The 17,839-nt window shown below is 70.5% G+C and carries 17 protein-coding genes; 9 read left to right on the top strand and 8 right to left on the bottom strand.

Annotated features, from left to right (window positions below; genetic code table 11):
• Positions 1–14 precede the first annotated feature (14 nt).
• The 4 genes from OG884_RS28360 to OG884_RS28345 all read left to right on the top strand — a co-directional run bounded on the left by OG884_RS28360 (position 15) and on the right by OG884_RS28345 (position 5,232).
• The gene (locus OG884_RS28360) at positions 15–713 is read left to right on the top strand and encodes an IS3 family transposase (protein WP_326637886.1); all 699 of its coding nucleotides are present in this window, start codon (positions 15–17) and stop codon (positions 711–713) included.
• A gap of 201 nt (positions 714–914) precedes the next feature.
• Entirely contained in the window at positions 915–1,175 is a 261-nt protein-coding gene (locus OG884_RS28355; RefSeq protein ID WP_326637884.1) for a hypothetical protein, read from the top strand.
• Positions 1,176–1,256: 81 nt separating this feature from the next.
• On the top strand, positions 1,257–4,511 hold the full coding sequence (locus OG884_RS28350; RefSeq protein ID WP_326637882.1) for a type I restriction endonuclease subunit R: 3,255 nt from the start codon (positions 1,257–1,259) through the stop codon (positions 4,509–4,511).
• Between the two features lie 13 nt (positions 4,512–4,524).
• Positions 4,525–5,232, top strand: a complete 708-nt coding sequence (locus OG884_RS28345; RefSeq protein WP_326637880.1) for a M48 family metallopeptidase — start codon at positions 4,525–4,527, stop codon at positions 5,230–5,232.
• 256 nt (positions 5,233–5,488) lie between these two features.
• Here OG884_RS28345 and OG884_RS28340 read toward each other — a convergent pair whose 3' ends face one another.
• The 4 genes from OG884_RS28340 to soxR form a co-directional block, all read right to left on the bottom strand.
• Positions 5,489–6,667, bottom strand: coding sequence for an AI-2E family transporter (locus OG884_RS28340; RefSeq protein ID WP_326637878.1), 1,179 nt, complete (start codon positions 6,665–6,667; stop codon positions 5,489–5,491).
• 523 nt (positions 6,668–7,190) lie between these two features.
• Positions 7,191–7,565: a hypothetical protein gene (locus OG884_RS28335; RefSeq protein ID WP_326637875.1), complete on the bottom strand. Its 375-nt coding sequence runs from the start codon at positions 7,563–7,565 to the stop codon at positions 7,191–7,193.
• 366 nt (positions 7,566–7,931) lie between these two features.
• A complete protein-coding gene (locus OG884_RS28330; protein ID WP_326637873.1) occupies positions 7,932–8,438 on the bottom strand; it encodes a TIGR02611 family protein in 507 nt (168 codons plus the stop codon).
• Between the two features lie 324 nt (positions 8,439–8,762).
• Complete coding sequence (gene soxR / locus OG884_RS28325) at positions 8,763–9,239, bottom strand: redox-sensitive transcriptional activator SoxR (protein ID WP_326637871.1); 477 nt, start codon at positions 9,237–9,239, stop codon at positions 8,763–8,765.
• A gap of 164 nt (positions 9,240–9,403) precedes the next feature.
• On the opposite strand from soxR, the gene OG884_RS28320 reads away from it, so the two are divergent.
• The 5 genes from OG884_RS28320 (at position 9,404) to OG884_RS28300 (ending at position 13,054) form a co-directional block, all read left to right on the top strand.
• Positions 9,404–9,730 (top strand): hypothetical protein, encoded by a 327-nt coding sequence (locus OG884_RS28320; protein WP_326637870.1) that lies wholly within the window; start codon positions 9,404–9,406, stop codon positions 9,728–9,730.
• 7 nt (positions 9,731–9,737) lie between these two features.
• A complete protein-coding gene (locus OG884_RS28315) occupies positions 9,738–10,343 on the top strand; it encodes an AAA family ATPase (protein ID WP_326637869.1) in 606 nt (201 codons plus the stop codon).
• A 39-nt stretch (positions 10,344–10,382) separates the two neighbouring features.
• The gene (locus tag OG884_RS28310) at positions 10,383–10,511 is read left to right on the top strand and encodes a hypothetical protein (RefSeq protein WP_326637867.1); all 129 of its coding nucleotides are present in this window, start codon (positions 10,383–10,385) and stop codon (positions 10,509–10,511) included.
• A 211-nt stretch (positions 10,512–10,722) separates the two neighbouring features.
• Complete coding sequence (locus OG884_RS28305) at positions 10,723–12,195, top strand: hypothetical protein (RefSeq protein WP_326637865.1); 1,473 nt, start codon at positions 10,723–10,725, stop codon at positions 12,193–12,195.
• Between the two features lie 61 nt (positions 12,196–12,256).
• The gene (locus OG884_RS28300) at positions 12,257–13,054 is read left to right on the top strand and encodes an ROK family protein (protein ID WP_442811540.1); all 798 of its coding nucleotides are present in this window, start codon (positions 12,257–12,259) and stop codon (positions 13,052–13,054) included.
• A gap of 631 nt (positions 13,055–13,685) precedes the next feature.
• On the opposite strand, the gene OG884_RS28295 is transcribed toward OG884_RS28300, so the two are convergent.
• The 4 genes from OG884_RS28295 to OG884_RS28280 form a co-directional block, all read right to left on the bottom strand.
• Entirely contained in the window at positions 13,686–14,969 is a 1,284-nt protein-coding gene (locus tag OG884_RS28295) for a glycosyltransferase family 9 protein (protein WP_326637863.1), read from the bottom strand.
• Entirely contained in the window at positions 14,966–16,201 is a 1,236-nt protein-coding gene (locus OG884_RS28290; RefSeq protein WP_326637860.1) for a glycosyltransferase family 9 protein, read from the bottom strand. The genes OG884_RS28295 and OG884_RS28290 overlap by 4 nt, the downstream gene beginning before the upstream one ends.
• A gap of 401 nt (positions 16,202–16,602) precedes the next feature.
• The gene (locus tag OG884_RS28285) at positions 16,603–17,091 is read right to left on the bottom strand and encodes a dCMP deaminase (RefSeq protein ID WP_326637858.1); all 489 of its coding nucleotides are present in this window, start codon (positions 17,089–17,091) and stop codon (positions 16,603–16,605) included.
• Between the two features lie 27 nt (positions 17,092–17,118).
• Positions 17,119–17,793, bottom strand: a complete 675-nt coding sequence (locus OG884_RS28280; protein WP_326637856.1) for a RibD family protein — start codon at positions 17,791–17,793, stop codon at positions 17,119–17,121.
• Between the last annotated feature and the right edge of the window lie 46 nt (positions 17,794–17,839).

Here is a 17,839-nt window from a genome sequence, read left to right as displayed (position 1 = left end):
ACTTTCCTGTCGCGGTGGCCTGCCGGGTGTTGAACATTTCCAGATCGGGCTACAAAGACTGGGTTGGCCGGCCGCAGTCTCCACGCGACCAAAGAAACACCGAACTATTGAAGCTGATCCGTGACATCCATAAGACGTCACGTTACAGCTACGGCTCACCGCGGGTCCACGCGGAGCTGACGCTCGGCCTGGACCTGGAGATCAACCGCAAGCACGTCGAACGGCTCATGCGCGAGGCCGGCATCCAGGGCATCTACCGGCGCAAGGGCCGCCGCAACCTCGTCAACGCCGCCACCGAGGAGGATCTGGTCCGCCGGGCCTTCACCGTGGAAGCGCCGGACCGGCTGTGGGTCAGCGACATCACCGAGCACCCCACTGACGAAGGGAAACTGTATTGCGCCGCTGTCATGGACGCCTATTCTCGTCGCATCATCGGCCATTCTATCGACATAAGCCAGACTAGCGCTCTGGTCGTCGACGCGATGGTCATGGCCGTCGCCCGCCGTAACCCGCCCAGCAAGAAGACGGTCCTGCATTCTGACCACGGAACACAGTACACATCGTTCTCGTATGGGAAACGGCTCCGCGATGCTGAACTCCTCGGCTCGATGGGAACCGTCGGAGATTGCTACGACAATGCCATGATGGAATCGTTCTGGGGAACGATGCAGCTCGAACTGCTCGACGTTAATAAATGGTCAACAAGAGCCTAGTTGGCCAGCGCGATGTTTGAATGGATCGAGTGCTGGTATAACCCGTATAGGCGTCATTCCAGCATCGACATGAACAGTCCAATCGCGTTCGAAGAGCTCTACAAGCCCTCAGACGCAACCTCGTGATCCCACACCATCGGTGGCTGTCGTACGGGGGGAACCTCACCGGCCGTAAGAGCCGCCGAGCGCCTGCGGGGAGCGTTGGAAGGCCTGTGGGTGCCCGCCGACGTGCACGCGGGGTTCGGGGTGGCGTTGGTCAGCGTCTGGACCGATCTGCTCGTGCTGACCGACGGACGCTGCTACCGCTGGTGGACGGGTGAGGTGGACCGGATCGGCCACCGGACCTACACCTACTGCCCCGTCGAGACCCCGGCCACCGCCGCCCACGACGTGGCCCGGGTACGTGAGATCCTGCGTGCCCGGCAGCCGGAACGAGCCGAGCCCTCCGCGGATCCGGTCTGACCCGGTAACGCCGCCGACAACACCCCAAACGACAGCGGACCTGACTAATGTGGGCCGCTGATCCGGGAAGGGGTGGACCAGGTGGCAGGGCCGGAGTTCACGCAGTCGGAGGAGCCCCTCATCAGGCAACTGGTCTCCATGGGCTGGAGGCATCTGGACGGAGCGGCGGGATCGGCAGTCGCCCGCGACCCCTCGGCGAGCGGCAGGTCGTCCTTCGCGGAGGTCTTCCTCCTCGACCGGCTCCGCGGGGCGCTCCGCGAGCTCAACCCCGGCCCCGACAACGGACTGTGGCTGGACGACCGGCGGGTGTCCACCGCCGCCGGGGAGCTGACCCGGATCACGGCGCCCAGCCTGCTGGAGGCCAGCATGCGGGCGACCGGGCTGCTGATCGCGGGCACGACGTCGGACGGACTCCCGGAGTGGCGGAGCGAGCGTGAGCGGCCGGTGCGCTACATCGACTGGGCCGAGCCGGAGCGCAACGACTTCACCGTGGTCTCGCAGTTCCGGCTCGACGTACCCGGCACCCAGGCAAGGCGGTGGATCATCCCCGACCTGGTGCTGTTCGTGAACGGCATCCCGCTCGTGGTCGTCGAGTGCAAGAAGCCGGGCGGTGACGCCACGCTCACGGCGGTGGGCCAGCTCAGGCGCTATGCCGAACGCGGCGCGGGCAACGTGGGAAAGGGTCACCCCGGCCTGTTCCACACCGTGCAGCTCACCGTGGCGGCCTCCGGCGAGGACGCCAGGCTCGGCACCTTCACCGCCGAGCCCGAGCACTACGTACCCTGGCGCGACCCCTACCCGGTGACGCGGGAGGCCTTGAAAGCCGACCTGGCCGGGAAGACACCCCGCCCTCAGGAGATCCTCGCCGCCGCCCTGCTGCACCCGCACCGGCTGCTGGACGTCGTGCGCAACTATGTCACCTTCAAGACGGACGAGGCCGGGAAGACCGTCAAGGCCGCGCCGCGTTACCAGCAGTTCCGCGCGGTGGGCAAGACCGTCGCGGGCCTGCTGACCGGGCAGACCAAGCCGCAGAACGGCGAGCGTGACGAGCGTGGCGGCATCATCTGGCACACCCAGGGCTCCGGCAAGAGCCTGACGATGACATTCCTGGTCCGCAAGCTGCGCACCACCCCCGGTCTTGAGGACACCAAGGTCGTCGTGATCACCGATCGGGAGCAGCTCCAGACCCAGCTCGCCCGGACGATGGAGCTGACCGGCGAGGAGATCAAAACCGCGAGGACCGTGAAGGCCGCCAAGCGGCTGTTGAGTGCGCGAGGTCCGGGGATCGTCTTCGTGATGATCCAGAAGCAGCACGATCTGGAGGCGCGCAAGGCGGCCCGTGAGCGAGGCGTGCTCACCGAAAGCAGGCCGCCTTCACTCGGCCTGCTCAACTCCGACGAGTCGATCGTGGTCCTGGTCGACGAGGCGCACCGCTCGCACGGGTCGGCGCTGCACACCAACCTCATGGCCGCACTGCCCAACTGCGCGCGGATCGGCTTCACCGGCACGCCGATCGTGAAGGAGACCAAGGCCCGCCAGACCACCATGAAGACCTTCGTCCGGTTCATCGACCGCTATCTCCTGCGGGACGCCGAGGAGGACGGCGTGATCGTGCCGATCTTCTACGAGGGGCACACGGTCACGGGCGCGGTCCGCGACGGCCGTGACCTCGACGAGGTCTTCGAGGACATGTTCGACCTCACCGACGAGCAGCGTGAGGAGGTGCAGCGGCGCCACGCCACCAGGGCCGACGTCATGGGGGCCGAGCGGCTGATCGCCGACAAGGCACGGAGCATGCTGCGGCACTACGTCGGCACGGTGTTACCCGACGGGTTCAAGGCGCAGCTGGTGGCGGAGGATCGGACTGCGACCGTGCGTTACCGCGAGGCCCTGGAGACGGCACGGCGGGAGCTCGTCACCCAGATCGAGGCAGTGCCGCCACACCTGGCGGACACCGACCCGGAGGGCATCCGTGACCGGCGCACCGCGTTCCTGGTCCGGGCCCGCGAGCACCTGAAGCTGATCAGGGAGATGGAGTTCGTCCCGATCATCTCCCCCGGAGCGGCGGAGAACGAGGCCGAGCTCAGCCCGTGGACGAATCCGGTCGGACACAGGGCGGCGATCGCGGCCTTCACCTCGCCCTTCGGCGGCGGGCTGCCGCCGGTGGCGTTCGTCATCGTGAACGCGATGCTGCTGACCGGCTTCGACGCCCCCGTCGAGCAGGTCATGTATCTGGACCGGTCGCTCAGGGACGCCGGGCTGTTGCAGGCCGTCGCCCGGGTCAACCGGACGGCGCCGGGCAAGAGCTGCGGTTACGTGGTCGACTACCACGGTGTCGGCGCCCATCTGAAGGAGGCCCTGGCCGCGTACGACGAGGTCGACGTCGAGGCCGTGCTGAAGGACATCCGCGACGAGATCGCCAAGCTCGGCCCGCAGGCCCGGCGGCTGCGGCTGCTGTTCACCGGTCGCGGCGTGCGCCTGGAGGGCGGGGAGGCGGTGATCGAGGAGTGTGTGGCGGTGCTGGAGGACCCACGGCTGCGTGACCGGTTCGAGGTCGAGCTCGGCCGGTTCCTGACCACGCTCAACAGCGTGATGCCCGCCCCCGAGGCCAAGCCGTACATCGAGGACGCCCGGCTGTTCGCCGAGATCAAGCTGCGCGCCCGGCGCCGCTACCGGATCGACGACGAGTTCGACCCGAGCCTGTACGGCGCGAAGGTCCGGGAGTTGATCGACCGGCACCTGGAGTCTCTCGGCGTCGAGCAGCTCCTCCCTCCCGTCTCCCTGACCGCCGCCGACTTCGGCGAGAAGGTCGCCGCCCTGGCCGGTCCTCGGGCGAAGGCATCGGAGATGGAGCACGCCGTCCGCCACCACGTCACCGTCCACTTCGACGAGGATCCCGCCCGCTACAGGCGGCTCAGCGAGCGGCTGGAGGAGATCCTCGCCGACTACCGGGAGAACTGGGAGCAGCAGGTCCTGGCGCTGGGCGAGCTGGTCTCCGAGCTACGCGACGACCGGAGCCCTCGTCCACACGACCTCAGCCCGGTGGAGAGCGCGCTGTACGGGGTGCTGCTCGCGGAGAGGGCGAGCGACGGCCTGGCCGATCCGGATCTCGGCGAGCGGGTGGCCGGCATCGCCCGTGACCTTCGCCGTCTGGCCGCCGAGGAGACGAGCCGTCGCGACTTCTGGCGCAAGACGGTGGACCAGACCGCCCTCACCAAGCGGATCGCGGTCATGCTGGTGATCAAGGACATCTGCCCGCCCGACGGCGCCGCCGACCTCGGTTCACGGATCTTCGAGGTGATCCGTGCCAACCGCGACCGCATCGGCCGACCGTGACAGGCTTCCCGACGTGAGTGACTTTCCAGGGACGTTCCGCGTCGACGATCTCGACATCGCCGTCGAGATCAGTTCCCGGCGGAGGAGCGTGCGGCTCACCGTGGAACGTGACGCCTCGGTGACCGCGACGGTCCCACCTCGGATCGGGCCGGACGAGCTCGCCAGGATCGTACGATCACGCCGGCGCTGGCTCTACGGCAAACTGGCCGAACGCGCCGCGCTCGGCCCGGCGCGTCCGCCCCACGCCTATCTGAGCGGTGAGGGTTTTCTCTACCTGGGGCGCAGCTACCGGCTTCTGCTTGTCCACTCCGCGCCGATGCCCGTGCGGCTGCTCCGGGGCAGGCTTGAGCTCCGGCGTGACTGCCTGGACGATCCGGCCGGGCACATCGTCCGCTGGTACCGCCGGGTGGGCGAACCCTGGTTGCTCAAGCGCGTGGTGCCCTGGGCGGAGGCACTGGGAGTCACGGTCGCCGGGCTCCGGGTGCTCCCTCTCGGCTACCGCTGGGGTTCCTGTTCCCACACGGGCCACGTCAACATCCACTGGGCCGCCATGCAGCTCACCCCGGACCTGGTCGACTACGTGCTGGTGCATGAGCTGGCTCATCTGAAGCGACCGGACCACTCCGCGGAGTTCTGGCGGATCGTCGAGCGGGCGTTACCCAATCACCGGGAAAGCCGGGAAAGCCTGAAACACCTCGGCCCCGACCTCTGGCTGCCCTGAGGATGAAACCGTGTCAGTCCCGTACGGAGGCCGGCGACGCGGACGCGGAGGACGATTTCCGGCTCGAAGCGGTCGCCGGAGGTGCCGAGCCGGTCGGCGAAGAGTTCGGTGGCCTGGCGGAGGCGGTGGCGGACGGTCTGCGGGTGGATACACAGGATCTCGTGGCCTCGGCGAGTGACCGCAATGCGTTAACCGAGAGGATCAGCACGCACATGGTCAACCGTGACGGACGTGAGAAAGTGAGACGGCCCTTGAATCAGGCGGGCTCCTGCGCCGGTACGGCCGCGTCGGTTTCGGGCTCCCGGGGCGGTACGGCCGCGTCGGTCTCGGGCTCCCGGGGCGGTACGGCCGCGTCGGTCTCGGGCCCCCGGGGCGGGTCGCTGAGCTGTTCGCGCAGGTAGTTCCAGACCACGGCGATCAGGGCGGCGACCGGTACGGCGAGCAGGCTGCCCACGATGCCGGCCAGACTGCCGCCCAGCGTCACCGCGAGCAGGATCACCCCCGCGTGCAGGCCCAGGCCACGGCTCTGCACCATCGGCTGGAACACGTTGCCCTCCAGCTGCTGGACCGCGACGATGATGGCCAGCACGATCAGCGCGTCCGTCGGGCCGTTCGACACCAACGTGATGAGCACGGCGACGAGGCCGGCGAACAGGGCGCCGACGATGGGCACGAACGCCGTCACGAAGGTCAGGACCGCCAGCGGGAGCACCAGCGGCACACCCACGATCCACAGGCCGAGGCCGATGAAGACGGCATCGAGCAGGCCGACGAACGCCTGGGAGCGGACAAACGCGCCGAGGGTGTCCCAGCCGCGTGCGGCCACGGTCGGCACGTCCACGGCGAGGCGGCCGGGGAGCTGGCTGGTCAGCCACGGCAGGAACCGCGGGCCGTCCTTGAGGAAGAAGAACATCAGGAAGACCGCGAGGACGGTGGTGATCAAGCCGTTGGCGACGGCGCCCACCCCGGTCACGGTGGCGGTGACGATGCTGCCGACGCTGTCCTGGATGCGGGCGATCGCGCTGTCGAGCACGCTGGTGACCTGCTCGTTGCCGATGTTCAGCGGCGGCCCGGCGGCCCATTCGCGCACCTGCTTGATGCCGTCGACCACGCCGGTGGCCAGCGCTCCGGACTGTGACGTGACGGGCACGACGATCAGCACCACGATGCCCGCGGCGACCAGGAGGAACAGCAGGGTCACGGCCGACGCGGCCAGGGCGGGAGGCCAGCCGTACCGGCGCAGGAGACGGGTCACCGGCCAGGTCAGCGTGGTGAGCAGCAGGGCGACCACGAGCGGCCAGACCACGGACCACATTTGGCCCATGATCCACAGGACCACCGCGCTCATCAGCAGGACCAGCAGCATCTCCGCGGAGATGCGCGCCGAGGTGCGCAGTGCGGCCCGGGTCTTCGTGGCACTCAGCGTGGCAGGCACGTGATCACCCTATGCATCCTCATGATCAGGCACGCGTCAACGCGCAGGATTCGGGCGGACTCAGGTTGGTTTGGCGCTGTTTTGCCCTGTTAAAACGGCGCCCTGCTTCATAGTAAAAGGAGTCATACATCTGTTTCTCCCAGCAGTCTGGCAGAGAGGGCACCCGTGCCGTCATCTCCGGGATCTCAGGCCACGGACGCGGCTGCATCGACATCACACCATCCTCATCACAGCCCGGCAGAACAGCCACATCCAGGACGTTCAGGTAGGGGCGGAGGGCCTCGGCGAACTCAGGTAGGAGCGGAGGGCCTCGGTGAACTCCGGGGGATGTCCGCCTGCGGCTGTTCGACGACACGGGCAAGGCTCGGGGGCTCCTCCTGACCTCGGACGCCACTCCGATGTCAGGAGACCCTCTGCCGGCCGGAGCAGACGTTTTCCCCGGTGCTCCCACTCGCCCTCGTAACAAGCAAAACGGAGCGGGAACGCCCTCCAGGGCGCTCCCGCTCCGCTTATTCCGGTCGGGTTAGAAGTAACCGGTGCCCGTGATGGCAGCCGGCGTGTCGCCCACGTTCTTCACCCGGTAGCGGATGCACTGGGCGGGCTGGGGGGTGCTGGCGGCGACGTACGGGGCATGGTCGTTGGCGGCGATCGGCACCGTCCCGATGTACCGGCCGCGGCAGTTGCTGACCTTGACCTTGACGGGAACGCTGTTGTTGTCCAGCTTGACCAGCACGTTCCCGTTGTACTGGTTCCCGGGGACGAGCTCGGGCGTGAGGAAGACCTCCTCGCCGGGCTGCACCCTCGCGGACAGGTTGACGTCATCGGCGTGGGCGGGGGTGCCGGTCAGGGCGACGGCTCCGGCGGCCGCCAGGACCAACATCGAGGACAGGGCGCGCATCGAACGTCACTCTCCTTATTCGTCTCTGCCGACCCGTCCCTGCGGATCGGACGTGGCGACACTACGGAGAGTCACATCCTTGGAAGATAACGAGGTGACCGAGTCCGGGTAAAACTCCCGGGAGCGCCGATCTCGCTTCCCGTACATACCGTGTCATCGCCGGTCAGAGCGGCGCCGTCGCCGCCGTCAGACCAGGCATCGGAGCCGGGCAGGTTCGGGACAAGGGCTTTCGGGGTGGCTCTCCGTACGGCTGAAGCCGGTGGCCCCGACCCTCACGGATCGGTCTTCCCGCTTCGTCGCCGGTCGCCCGCCGGGCTTGTGCGCACGAGCGGGGTCCGGTGCCGCCCGGCGTCGGAGCCGGGCGTGCTATCGGGTGAGGAGCTTCTGAGCCTCGATGATCAGGTCGAGGTCGAGGCTGAGCTTGAGGCCGTAGTAGACGATGGCGGTGGCGGTCACCGCGGCGACGAACACGACCAGGACCTTGACGCTCCAGCCCTGGCGGCCCATCCAGGCCGTCCATGCGGACAGGGTCCGCTTGCCGAACTCCAGCAGCCGGTGTGCCCAGTGGAACTCGGTGGCCAGCACCGCCAGCCCCGCGAAGACGACCAGCCAGCCGGGACCGGGGAAGGGCACCATGACGAGGCCGCCGATGACCAGCACGGCGCCGATGGCACCGATGACGATCTTCAGGGTGAGACGTCCCGCGCGGGTGGACCTGATCCCGTCGAGCCAGCCGTGGATGCCGGACCTCTCGGCGGCCTCATCCTTCAGCGCGTCGGCGTCGCCGATCTCGTTCGGAGCGTCGGCGCCACCGGTTTCCGATGGGCGCCCGATCCCGTCCTGAGGGTCGCGCAACCCGTCTGAGATCGCCATGCTCTCCCCCGGACGGTCGATTTCTCTCACAATAAGGTCTGCCAGGCGGCTCCGTCCCCGCTGACGCCTCACTTCATCCTGAAGGCGGAGACCACCAGGTCCTTCAGGCGGAGACTCTGCGGCTCTGGCTCAGCCGAAATGCCCGGACCGAGATGCCTTCGCTGGGTATATCCGCAAACAACGTATAGGACGACAGGTAACGCTTACACCGTGAATCGCCCACCGGAACGGCGGAAGCGGTACGGCCCCGCCCACGCCCGTCCGGGGCATGGGCGGGGCCGTACCGACTTCCGGTGCCCCGTGGTTCTGCACCGGAGCCCGGATCTACTCCGGCTCGCAGCCGGTGGCGCACTCCCGGCGGGGAGCGATCATCAGACGCGAGCCCGGCCCTCTCGCCGCGGCCACGTCGTCGGGGTTGGCCAGCGCGCAGCGGTCCAGCGAGAGGCAGCCACAGGCGATGCACTCGGTCAGCCCATGCCGGAGACGTTCGAGCTGCCTGATGCGGTCGTCAAGCTCGTCCTGCCACATCCCCGAGAGTCTCGCCCAGTCCTCCCTGGTGGGGGTCCGCCCGTCGGGGAGGGCGGACAGCGCCTCCTGGATCGTCCGAAGCGGGATCCCGACACGCTGGGAGACCCGGATGAAGGCGATCCTGCGCAGCGTGTCACGGGAGAAGCGGCGCTGGTTGCCCGCGGTGCGGCGGCTGCGGATCAGTCCCTTGGACTCGTAGAAGTGCAGTGCGGAGACCGCGACCCCACTGCGCGAGGAGAGCTGGCCGACGGTTATCTCCGGATTGTTGAGCATGCGGCAGTCTACCTTGACCTCAACCTACATTGAGGTTGCCGGGCGGGAGCATGACGTTCACGGAGGCGGCGCCCGCCCACTCCAGAGACGGCGCCCGCCCACTCCAGGGACGGCGCCCGCCCTCCCCTCGGCTCCAGAGGGATGTTCGGGTAAGAATAGGCCACATGACAAGAACACTGATGCTGGGTGGCGGAGGTGTGGCGGGCATCGCCTGGGAGGCGGGGAACGCCGACCTGGCGGCGGGCAGCCCGGCCGTGATCATCCTGGAACCGCTGGCGCACGTCTCGCCGAGGGCGCGTTTCGAGGCCGAGCCGGCCGAGCTGGGGGAGCTGGGGGACGCCGCGGTCGCCCACATCGTCCCCGACGAGGCGCCGGTCGCCGTGTTCGGCGTCAACGTCCTCGATCCCGCCCTGTGGCGCCCCGCCTTCCATGCCGGCCTCGCCCAGGCTCCCGCCGTCACGGAGCGCGTGGCCAGAGCCTGGAAGGGCTGAGAACGACGTGGGCGCGGACGAAGCGGCGCCGCTCTGGGTGGTGAGCGGGCCCCCGGGAGCGGGGAAGTCGACGGTCGCGGCGGCGCTGCTGGCGCTGCTCGACCCACCTCCCGCGCTGCTCGACAAGGACACCGTCTACGGCGGCTTCGTCGCCGCCACCCTCCGCGCCCACGGCCGCGACGACGGGGAACGTGAGGGGCCCTGGTACGACCAGCACATCAAGAGGTACGAATACGACGGGCTGACCGAGGTCGCCAGGCAGATCCGCTCGCACGGCTGCCCGGTGATGCTGGAAGGCCCCTTCACCACCCAGGTACACGACGCGACGGTTTGGGAACGCTGGGTCGGGCGACTGGGCGGGCCGCCCGTACACCTCCTCTGGGTCCGCTCGGACAGTGCGGCGCTGCGCTCCCGGCTGGAGGCCAGGGGGCTCGCCAGGGACGCGGGCAAGCTCGGCCGCTTCGAGGACTACCTGCGGGCCATCAGGGTGGACGAACCACCCGTCGTGCCACACGACGAGATCGACAATCGTCCGAGCGCGCCCTCCCTGACAGCACGACTGGAAAGGCTCATCGCCTCCCGGGACGCCCGGCGCGGTGTCTCCGAGCCCTGACCGGTGCCATTATCAGCGGATCTGACGTCCTGGACGACCGTGGCCAGCGGGACCTCCCCCAACCCCGATGAGGCCTTCACCTACAGCGACACCGCAGGCACCTACCGCGTACGGGTGCACGCCTACAGCGGCTCCGGCTCCTACACCCTCGGCCTGACCAGGCCGTAAGGCTCTGCCCGGCCGGACTCGATCGAGTCCGGCCGGGAACACACCGGGGAGGTGTGAGCCCCGGGGCTCACACATCCCGAGCGGACCCCGGGGAGGTGTCCCGAGACCAAGCCGGTCCGCCGCCCCCGCCGTCCTCCCCTCCACGGGCCTGTGCGACCTCGTGGAGGGGAGGGCGGCGTCGCCATGCCCGGACGTCGAGAACAATGGGGTGATGAGCGACCTTCTGCGGCTGAGCGAGGGCGCGGTGCTGACGCATCTCGTCACCCGGGCCGAGCTGACGAGCGGGGTGCTGCCGGCCTCCGACGACCTGCGGCTGTGGGCTCGGCTGGCCGACGGCGACGGGGTGCCGCTGGCCGGGGGCGGCCGGGTGCTGACCTCCCTCGACACCGGAGAGCCCGCCCTGACCGGACCCGACGGCTGGCTGGCCGGGCTGGAGCCCGAGCAGGTGATCGCGCTGCGCCTGCGCGACGGCGTCCTGGAGCTCTCGGCCGTCGAACTCGACGACGTTCCGGCGGAGCGGGTGATGCGGGTCGCCCAGGAGTTCGGGGAGCAGGCGCTCGACGCGCTGCGCGCCTTCGCCGAGGGGCTGGAACCCAGTCCCGGCGTGCCGGTCGACGTCGTGGTCCTGGAGCTGCTGATGAAGGCCCCCGAGACCTTCGCCGACCCGCTGCCGCCGCTGGCCCCGCTGCTGAGCAACGCCTCGCTGGAGGTGCGGGACGGCCGCGTGGGCATCGTGGGCGCGCCGTGGGACACGGCGTCGGTCGCCGACCTGGCGCCTCTGGACATCATCAGGCTGGCCCTGGTGCGCAGCGCGCTGCGCACCTACGGCGAGGGTGCCGACCTCTCCAAGGCCGTCACCTACCTGTCCCGCTCCGAGACGGTGCTCGCGAGGATCGCCGACGAGGTGGAGCGCGAGCCGCTCGGCCCGGCACCGGTCGAGGCACTGCCCCGCGCCGAACCGGCCGCGCTGCTGCTGATCGCCAGGTCGGCCGAGGGCGAGGGCCGCTCGTTCGAGGCGTCCGGACTGATCTCCGAGGTGCTCTCCCTCTCCCCCGGACTGGCTCCGGCCGTGCGCGACGCGGCCGAGTACGCCGCGTGCCGCACCGACCCCGGCGCCTCGCTGCCCGAGCGCGCCGCGCACCTCTACCGGCAGCTGCTCGCGTACGCCTACCGTCCGGCCCGCAGGCGGCTGATCGAGGATCTGGTCGCGCTGAGCGTCCGGGTGGCCGAGCCCGCCCTGGCCGACCTGGCGCTGTTCGAGAACGACGTCGTCGGCGAGTTCCTGGACGCGCGCTCCGAGTGGCTGCGCGACGACGAGCTGGAGCTGCTGGAGTCATGGCGGCGGACACCGCTGCGCCTGTGGGAGGTGCTCGACGTCTCCGGGAACGAGATCACCGTGGCCGCCGCCGCCGGAGAAGGGGACGGGGGCGGGGGCGGGGAGCGGGTGACGCTGGCCGACGAGCTGCTCTCCGGGCAGGCGCTGCCGGGAGACCTGATGCTGACCCGGCTGCTGAGCGACGGGGAGGGCCCGCACGTGTTCGGCCATCCGTTCAAGGTCGCCCCGGAGCGGAGGCAGGAGATGCTGGACCTGCTCACCGACCCCGTCGACCCCTACGCGGTGGCCGCCTTCTTCAGGCGCCTCGGGCGGACACCCGGCGCGACGGGCGGGGACGCCCGACGCTGAGACGCCGATAGACCGTGGCCCCGAGAAGACGCTCGGCTGGCTCCAGCACACCTTCGAGGAGATGCTCGCCGAGACCGGCCACCGCCCGGACGAGATCTGCGGCATCGGCGTCGGCCTTCCCGGCCCGGTCGAGCACAGCTCGGGACGCCCGGTCAACCCGCCGATAATGCCGGGCTGGGACGGTTTCCCCGTCCCCGAATGGCTCGGCTCGCGCCTCGGCGCACCCGTCCTCGTCGACAACGACGTGAACATCATGGCGCTGGGCGAGCACTGGGCCGCCCGCCCCGAGGCCGACCACCTCATCTTCGTCAAGATCGGCACCGGCATCGGCTGCGGCATCATCAGCGACCGCCGCCTGCACCGGGGCGCCCAGGGCGCGGCGGGCGACATCGGCCACATCCAGGTGGCCTCGGCCCTCGACATCGTCTGCCGCTGCGGCAACGTCGGCTGCCTGGAGGCCGTCGCCAGCGGCGCCGCCATCTCGGCCAGGCTGTGCGCGGCCGGGGTGACGGCCGAGGACAGCCGCGACGTGGTCCGCCTGGTGCGCGGCGGCAACACCCAGGCCGTCCAGCTCATCCGGCAGGCGGGCCGCGAGGTCGGTGACGTGCTCGCCTCGATCGTCAACTTCTTCAACCCCTCGGTGATCGTGGTCGGCGGCGACATCTCCGAGGCCGGGGAGCAGGTGCTCGCGGGTCTTCGCGAGGTCATCTACAGCCGGTCGCTGCCGCTGGCCACCCAGCACCTGACGATCACCGCCAGCAAGCTGGGCGACCGCGCGGGCGTGATCGGCGCCGCCGTCATGGTCATCGAACACGTGCTGGCCCCCGGCAGCGTCGATCGCTCCGTCAGCCCCGCCTGACCGCGTACGGTCCAGAACACCGCGGGATCCGAGTAGGAGTGCTCAGGCGCGGCTGAGTGCACGCGCTCTCCCCCGGCTCCACGATCCTCGAAATACTCAAGTCATGAAATGGTGGATTTTCCTGGTCGCGCTCGTCAGCACGGTGGTCGCGGCGTGGCTGCTCGTGTACGCCGACGTCCCGCTCTCCACGTTCCTGTCGCTCGGGCTCGGCGCGATCAGCCTCATCTGGTTGATCGTGCTCCTCACCCTGCCGTGGAACCTCTACTTCGGGGCGCGCCAGGTGGTCCACGAGATCCACGTGTCCAGGGAGCGCGGCATCGAGGTGCCCGAGGGGCACGAGGCCGAGGCGCTGGAGATCGCCGGGCGGATGCGCCGGTTCGCCATCGGCGGCCACCTCGTCTCCGCGGTGCTCCTGGCCGTCATCACCTACCTGTCCGGCGCCTTCGTGGGCTACTACTTCGCCGGGTTCTACCTGCTGAGCACCTGCTTCCGGCCGGCGGGCGCCTACCTGTCCCACATGCGCGAGCGGGTCACCACGCTGATGAGGGAGGCCCACCACCCCCGCGAGGACATCGTCTCGCTCGTCGCCAGGGTGGACGACCTGGCCACCGAGGTGACCGCGCTGACCAGGTCAGCCGAGCAGCTCCGGGACGACGTCGGAACGCTCGGCGCCGACCTGCGAAACGGCGACGAGGCCCTGGAACGCCGGATCACCGGGCTCGCCCGGCGTTTCGAGGACACCGTGGACGGTCTCACCGACAACCACGAGGTCATCACCGGGCTCAAGGCCTTCCTGCGCCTGGTCCGCGCCGACGCCCACGGCCAGGCCTGACCCGCGCCACGCCCGGGGTGCCGCCTCCAGCAGCCGCGCCGCGGCGCCGAGGACGTCCCTGACGCCGATCTCCAGAAGACCCGGATCGGGCCGGTAGGCGTGCGGGTCTCCGTGGCCCCCTGCCCACAGGACGACGTGCGGTCCCGCCTGCGGAGGCCCCCACACGGCGGGCGCGACGGGGCCGAACAGCGCCACGGAGGGAGTGGCGAACGCGGCCGCCAGATGGGTCACGCCGGTGTCCCCGCAGACCACCAGCCTGGCCCTCGCCACCAGCGCGGCCAGTTCGCACAGCCCGGTGCGCCCGGCGAGCACGCACGAAGGCGGCAGCCCGGCGAGCATGGCCACCCGCTCGGCGAGGTCCCGCTCCCTCGCGCTCCCGGTGACCACGACCTCGTGCCCGTTCCTCCGCAGTTCCGCGGCCACGAGCGCGAACCGCTCCGGCGGCCAGCGCCTGGCCGGATACCCGGCCCCGGGGTGGATGACGACGGGCCGGGCCTCCTCCTCGCGGGAGCCGGGGCGCCGGAGCCCCAGGTCGGCGGGATCGGCCGTGATGCCGTACCAGGCGAGCAGGTCGCACCAGCGTCGCACCTCGTGCACACCGTCCTGCCAGGCCGGTCCGCGCACACCGGGGAAGGCGGGGTGGGAGTGGGTCAGCAGCCGGGCCGGGCCGGTGCGGTGGAGCGCGGCGATGCCGTGCGGGCCGCCGCCGTGCAGGTTGACGGCGACGTCGACGCGCCGGCCGAGCGGCGGGACGTGACCGGGCCCCGACACGTCGCACACCTCGTCCACCCCGCCGATCAACGGCACCAGGGGCGCCAGCACGGAGGGCGCGGCCAGCACGATCCGATGGCCGGGATGGGAGCGGCGCAGGGCGCGCAGGGCGGGGACCGCGGTGAGCAGGTCACCGAGACCCAGCCCGCGCAGCACCACCATGACCGGCCGGTCCGCCGCCGCCTCGGCGGCGGCGGGGACACCCCGCCCTCCCTCGCCGGCGTCGCCGAGGGTCTCGGGGAGAGTCACGTGTCCCGGTACCTGGAGGGGGCACACGACCGCCTCCTTCACGGAGGCCGGAGCGGTTCTCAAGTGACCGCCTCCTTCATGGACGTCAGGCGGTCGACCGCCTCGACGACCCACGTGCCCGGCACCGACGACAGGCACGGGTGACCGGCGACGGCGCAGGTCCCCGCCGGTGTCACCCGGCAGGGGGCCTGCTGGTCGCCGAGGATCACAACCGGCACGCCGTACGGCGCCCAGCGGCCGACGGGGGCCAGGGGGGCGAACAGGCTGACGACCGGCGTGCCGACCGCCGCCGCGAGGTGGGCGGGCCCCGTGTCGGCGACGACCATGGCGCACGCCCCGGCGAGCACCGCGGCGAGCTCGGGAAAGGTGGTCCGGCCGCCCAGGTCGACGACCGCCCTTCCCACCTGCACGCCCGGCCGCCCGTCGTACGGGGCCGGGGGATCGTTCCAGCTCCGGCCGCTCGTCGCGGCGCACGTCCCGTCGACCCAGCCGGCGGTGAAGGCCGATTCGTCCAACCTCCAGCCGCGCAGGCCGGCGAGTCCGCCACCCATCCAGTCGCCCGCGAAGACGGAGCCTGGCGACAGGCCGTGCAGCCCGGCGCCGGCGGCGATCCGCGCGGTGAGCCCGCACTCCTCCCGGCCACCGGTCACGACGACCCTGCGGCCCGAGCGGACGAGGTCCCGAACCGCGCGCGCCCAGCTCTCCGCGGGCCACGCCCTGGCGGGGATCGAGGCACCTGGGTGCACGACCACGTAGCCCCGCGGCCCGGTGAGGTGGCCGACCTCGGGCAGCGGGTGCCGTACGGCGAGATCCCCCGGATCTCCCGGCGGGAGCTCGAACCCCGCCGCCCTGGCCAGTCCGAGCATCCGCTCGCTCTCCGGCACGTCCACGTCCTCGTCGACGACGTGCCGTACGTCGAGCAGCGAGCCCGGGTCGTCGGTGGAGATCGCGGCGATGCTCGGCGTACCCGCCAGCCGGAGGATAAGTGCCAGTGGCAGCGGGGACTGCTGGAACGAGGTGAGGATCAGTGCCTGCTCGGGGGCCGTGTCCCTGATGGTCCGCAGCAGTCTCAGAACGTGCGGGCCGGTCGCCGGCGGTGCGGTGGGGTCGATCCACGGCGCGCGCCACTCCAGCACCCGCGACACCCCAGGCAGCAACTCGCCCGCGGGCCGGCCTCGCGGGCCGGCCAGCAGCACGACCTCCCGCGCGCCCGCGGCCACCGCGCGGATCGCAGGCCCCGCCAGCAGGACGTCGCCCGCGTTGTCCAGGCGGGCGACGAGAACGGTGCCGGTCACCGCCGGTCACCGCCATACCCTGAATGCGGTACGCCAGCCACCGGCAGAACGGCCGCTAAATCACGAAATATCGTGTTTTTTCCAAGAAATCTCATGGAGCCGGACCCCTCGTTCGATATCTAGTGACTACCGAGAGCGGCGCTCCTTAAACCGAAAAATCGGACATAGACATAGTTAAGAGCATCGACTGATCGCTTTTATCACTATAAGTAATTATTTTGAGGATTACCTGCCCTCGTTGCCGGGTGGCGAGCGGGTCGCGGCGAGGTCCCGCGCGAGACGAGGGCCGGGGAAGCCGGCCGGGAACGCCTGGCTTGCCGATTACCCGCCCTCACTGTCGGGTGGCGAGCGGGTCGCGGCGACGGCGAGGTCCCCCGAGGCGGGGCGCGGGAGAGGTCCGGTCAGCCGGGAGCGCCGGGAGTCTCAGGAGTGCCGGGCATCTCAGGGGCACCTGGGAGGAGATGGGCGTTGGGCTCGCGGGCACGGTCCGCCAACTCGGGGATCTCCAGCACGGTCACCCCGGCCGCCGCGAGTTCCTCGGCCCCGTGGCAGTCGACGAAGAGCAGCGGCTCGCGCCACGCCAGCACCACCCGCCGAACACCGCTGTCCAGGATCAGCCGGGTGCAGGTCCTGGGACGCGACCTGCGCGCGCTGCACGGCTCCAGGCTGCTGTAGACCGTGGCCCCGGTCAATCCGGGGTCGTCCGGGGAGATCTTGCCGAGCGCCGACTCCTCCGCGTGGACGTGGGGGTCGCCCTCCCGCGAGTATCCACGGGAGATCTCCTCGCCGTCCTCGGAGACGATCACGGCGCCGACGGAGAAGGCCGTCTCCGAGGGCGGGCACAGCCTCGCCAGGTCACACGCCAGCCCCAGCCAGTCGCGGTCGTTCATCCGGACCTCCCCGGTAGACGGTGCGTGTCAGGCCAGCAGGTAGCGCAGCAGGGTGACGTCGCCCATCCTGCGGACCTCCGCCAGGTCCATTCTGCGGTGGCGGTCGTGGGGAAAGTCCCCGTCCAGGACGAAACGCGGGGCGGCGGAGTCCCCGACGAAGAACGGGGCGACGACGAGGTGGAGCTCGTCCGCGAGGTCCTCGCGCAGGAAGCGCGTGTGGACGGAGGTGCCGCCCTCGACCATCAGGCGGCGCACCCCCCGCCCGTACAGGTCGGCGAGGACGCGGCCGAGATCGATCGGCTCTCCCGCGTCGACCACCTCCGCGGCCCCCGCGAGGCGGCCGGTGAGTTTCGCCAGGGCCGGTGCCGCGGCGTACACGATCTTCTCCGCGTCACCGGCGGTGAAGAAGGCGGCTGCCGGGTCGAGGTCCCCCGTGGCGGTCAGCGTCACCTTCGCGGGAGACGGCGGCAGGCCGCGCGCGACCCGCTCCCGCCGGCGCCCCGGCGACCTGACCAGGAGCCTGGGGTCGTCGCGGCGGACGGTTCCCGCCCCGACCAGGATCGCGTCGCAGCCGGCGCGGACCGCGTCGACCCGGTCGAGGTCCTCGTCGTTGGAGAGCAGGAGCCGTTGCGGCGTGCGGTCGTCGATGTAGCCGTCGACGGACATCGCGCAGCTCAGCAGCACGTACGGGCGCTCGCCCACCCTCCGCCCCCCTCCTTCGGCACCGGCCGATCGTAACAACCTCCCG

Source organism: Streptosporangium sp. NBC_01755 (genome assembly GCF_035917995.1).
Classification (GTDB): Bacteria; Actinomycetota; Actinomycetes; order Streptosporangiales; family Streptosporangiaceae; genus Streptosporangium.
The sequence above is the reverse complement of the archived record's forward strand: the minus strand, read 5'-3'. Positions and strand labels throughout refer to the sequence as shown.

Coding starts and splice junctions, on each gene's coding strand:
- OG884_RS28335 (WP_326637875.1), bottom strand. CDS start 7,565: ATGCGCGCCCTGTCCTCGATGTTGGTCCTGGCGGCCGCCGGAGCCGTC.
- OG884_RS28330 (WP_326637873.1), bottom strand. CDS start 8,438: ATGGCGATCTCAGACGGGTTGCGCGACCCTCAGGACGGGATCGGGCGC.
- soxR (WP_326637871.1), bottom strand. CDS start 9,239: ATGCTCAACAATCCGGAGATAACCGTCGGCCAGCTCTCCTCGCGCAGT.
- OG884_RS28320 (WP_326637870.1), top strand. CDS start 9,404: ATGACAAGAACACTGATGCTGGGTGGCGGAGGTGTGGCGGGCATCGCC.
- OG884_RS28305 (WP_326637865.1), top strand. CDS start 10,723: ATGAGCGACCTTCTGCGGCTGAGCGAGGGCGCGGTGCTGACGCATCTC.
- OG884_RS28300 (WP_442811540.1), top strand. CDS start 12,257: ATGCTCGCCGAGACCGGCCACCGCCCGGACGAGATCTGCGGCATCGGC.
- OG884_RS28285 (WP_326637858.1), bottom strand. CDS start 17,091: ATGAACGACCGCGACTGGCTGGGGCTGGCGTGTGACCTGGCGAGGCTG.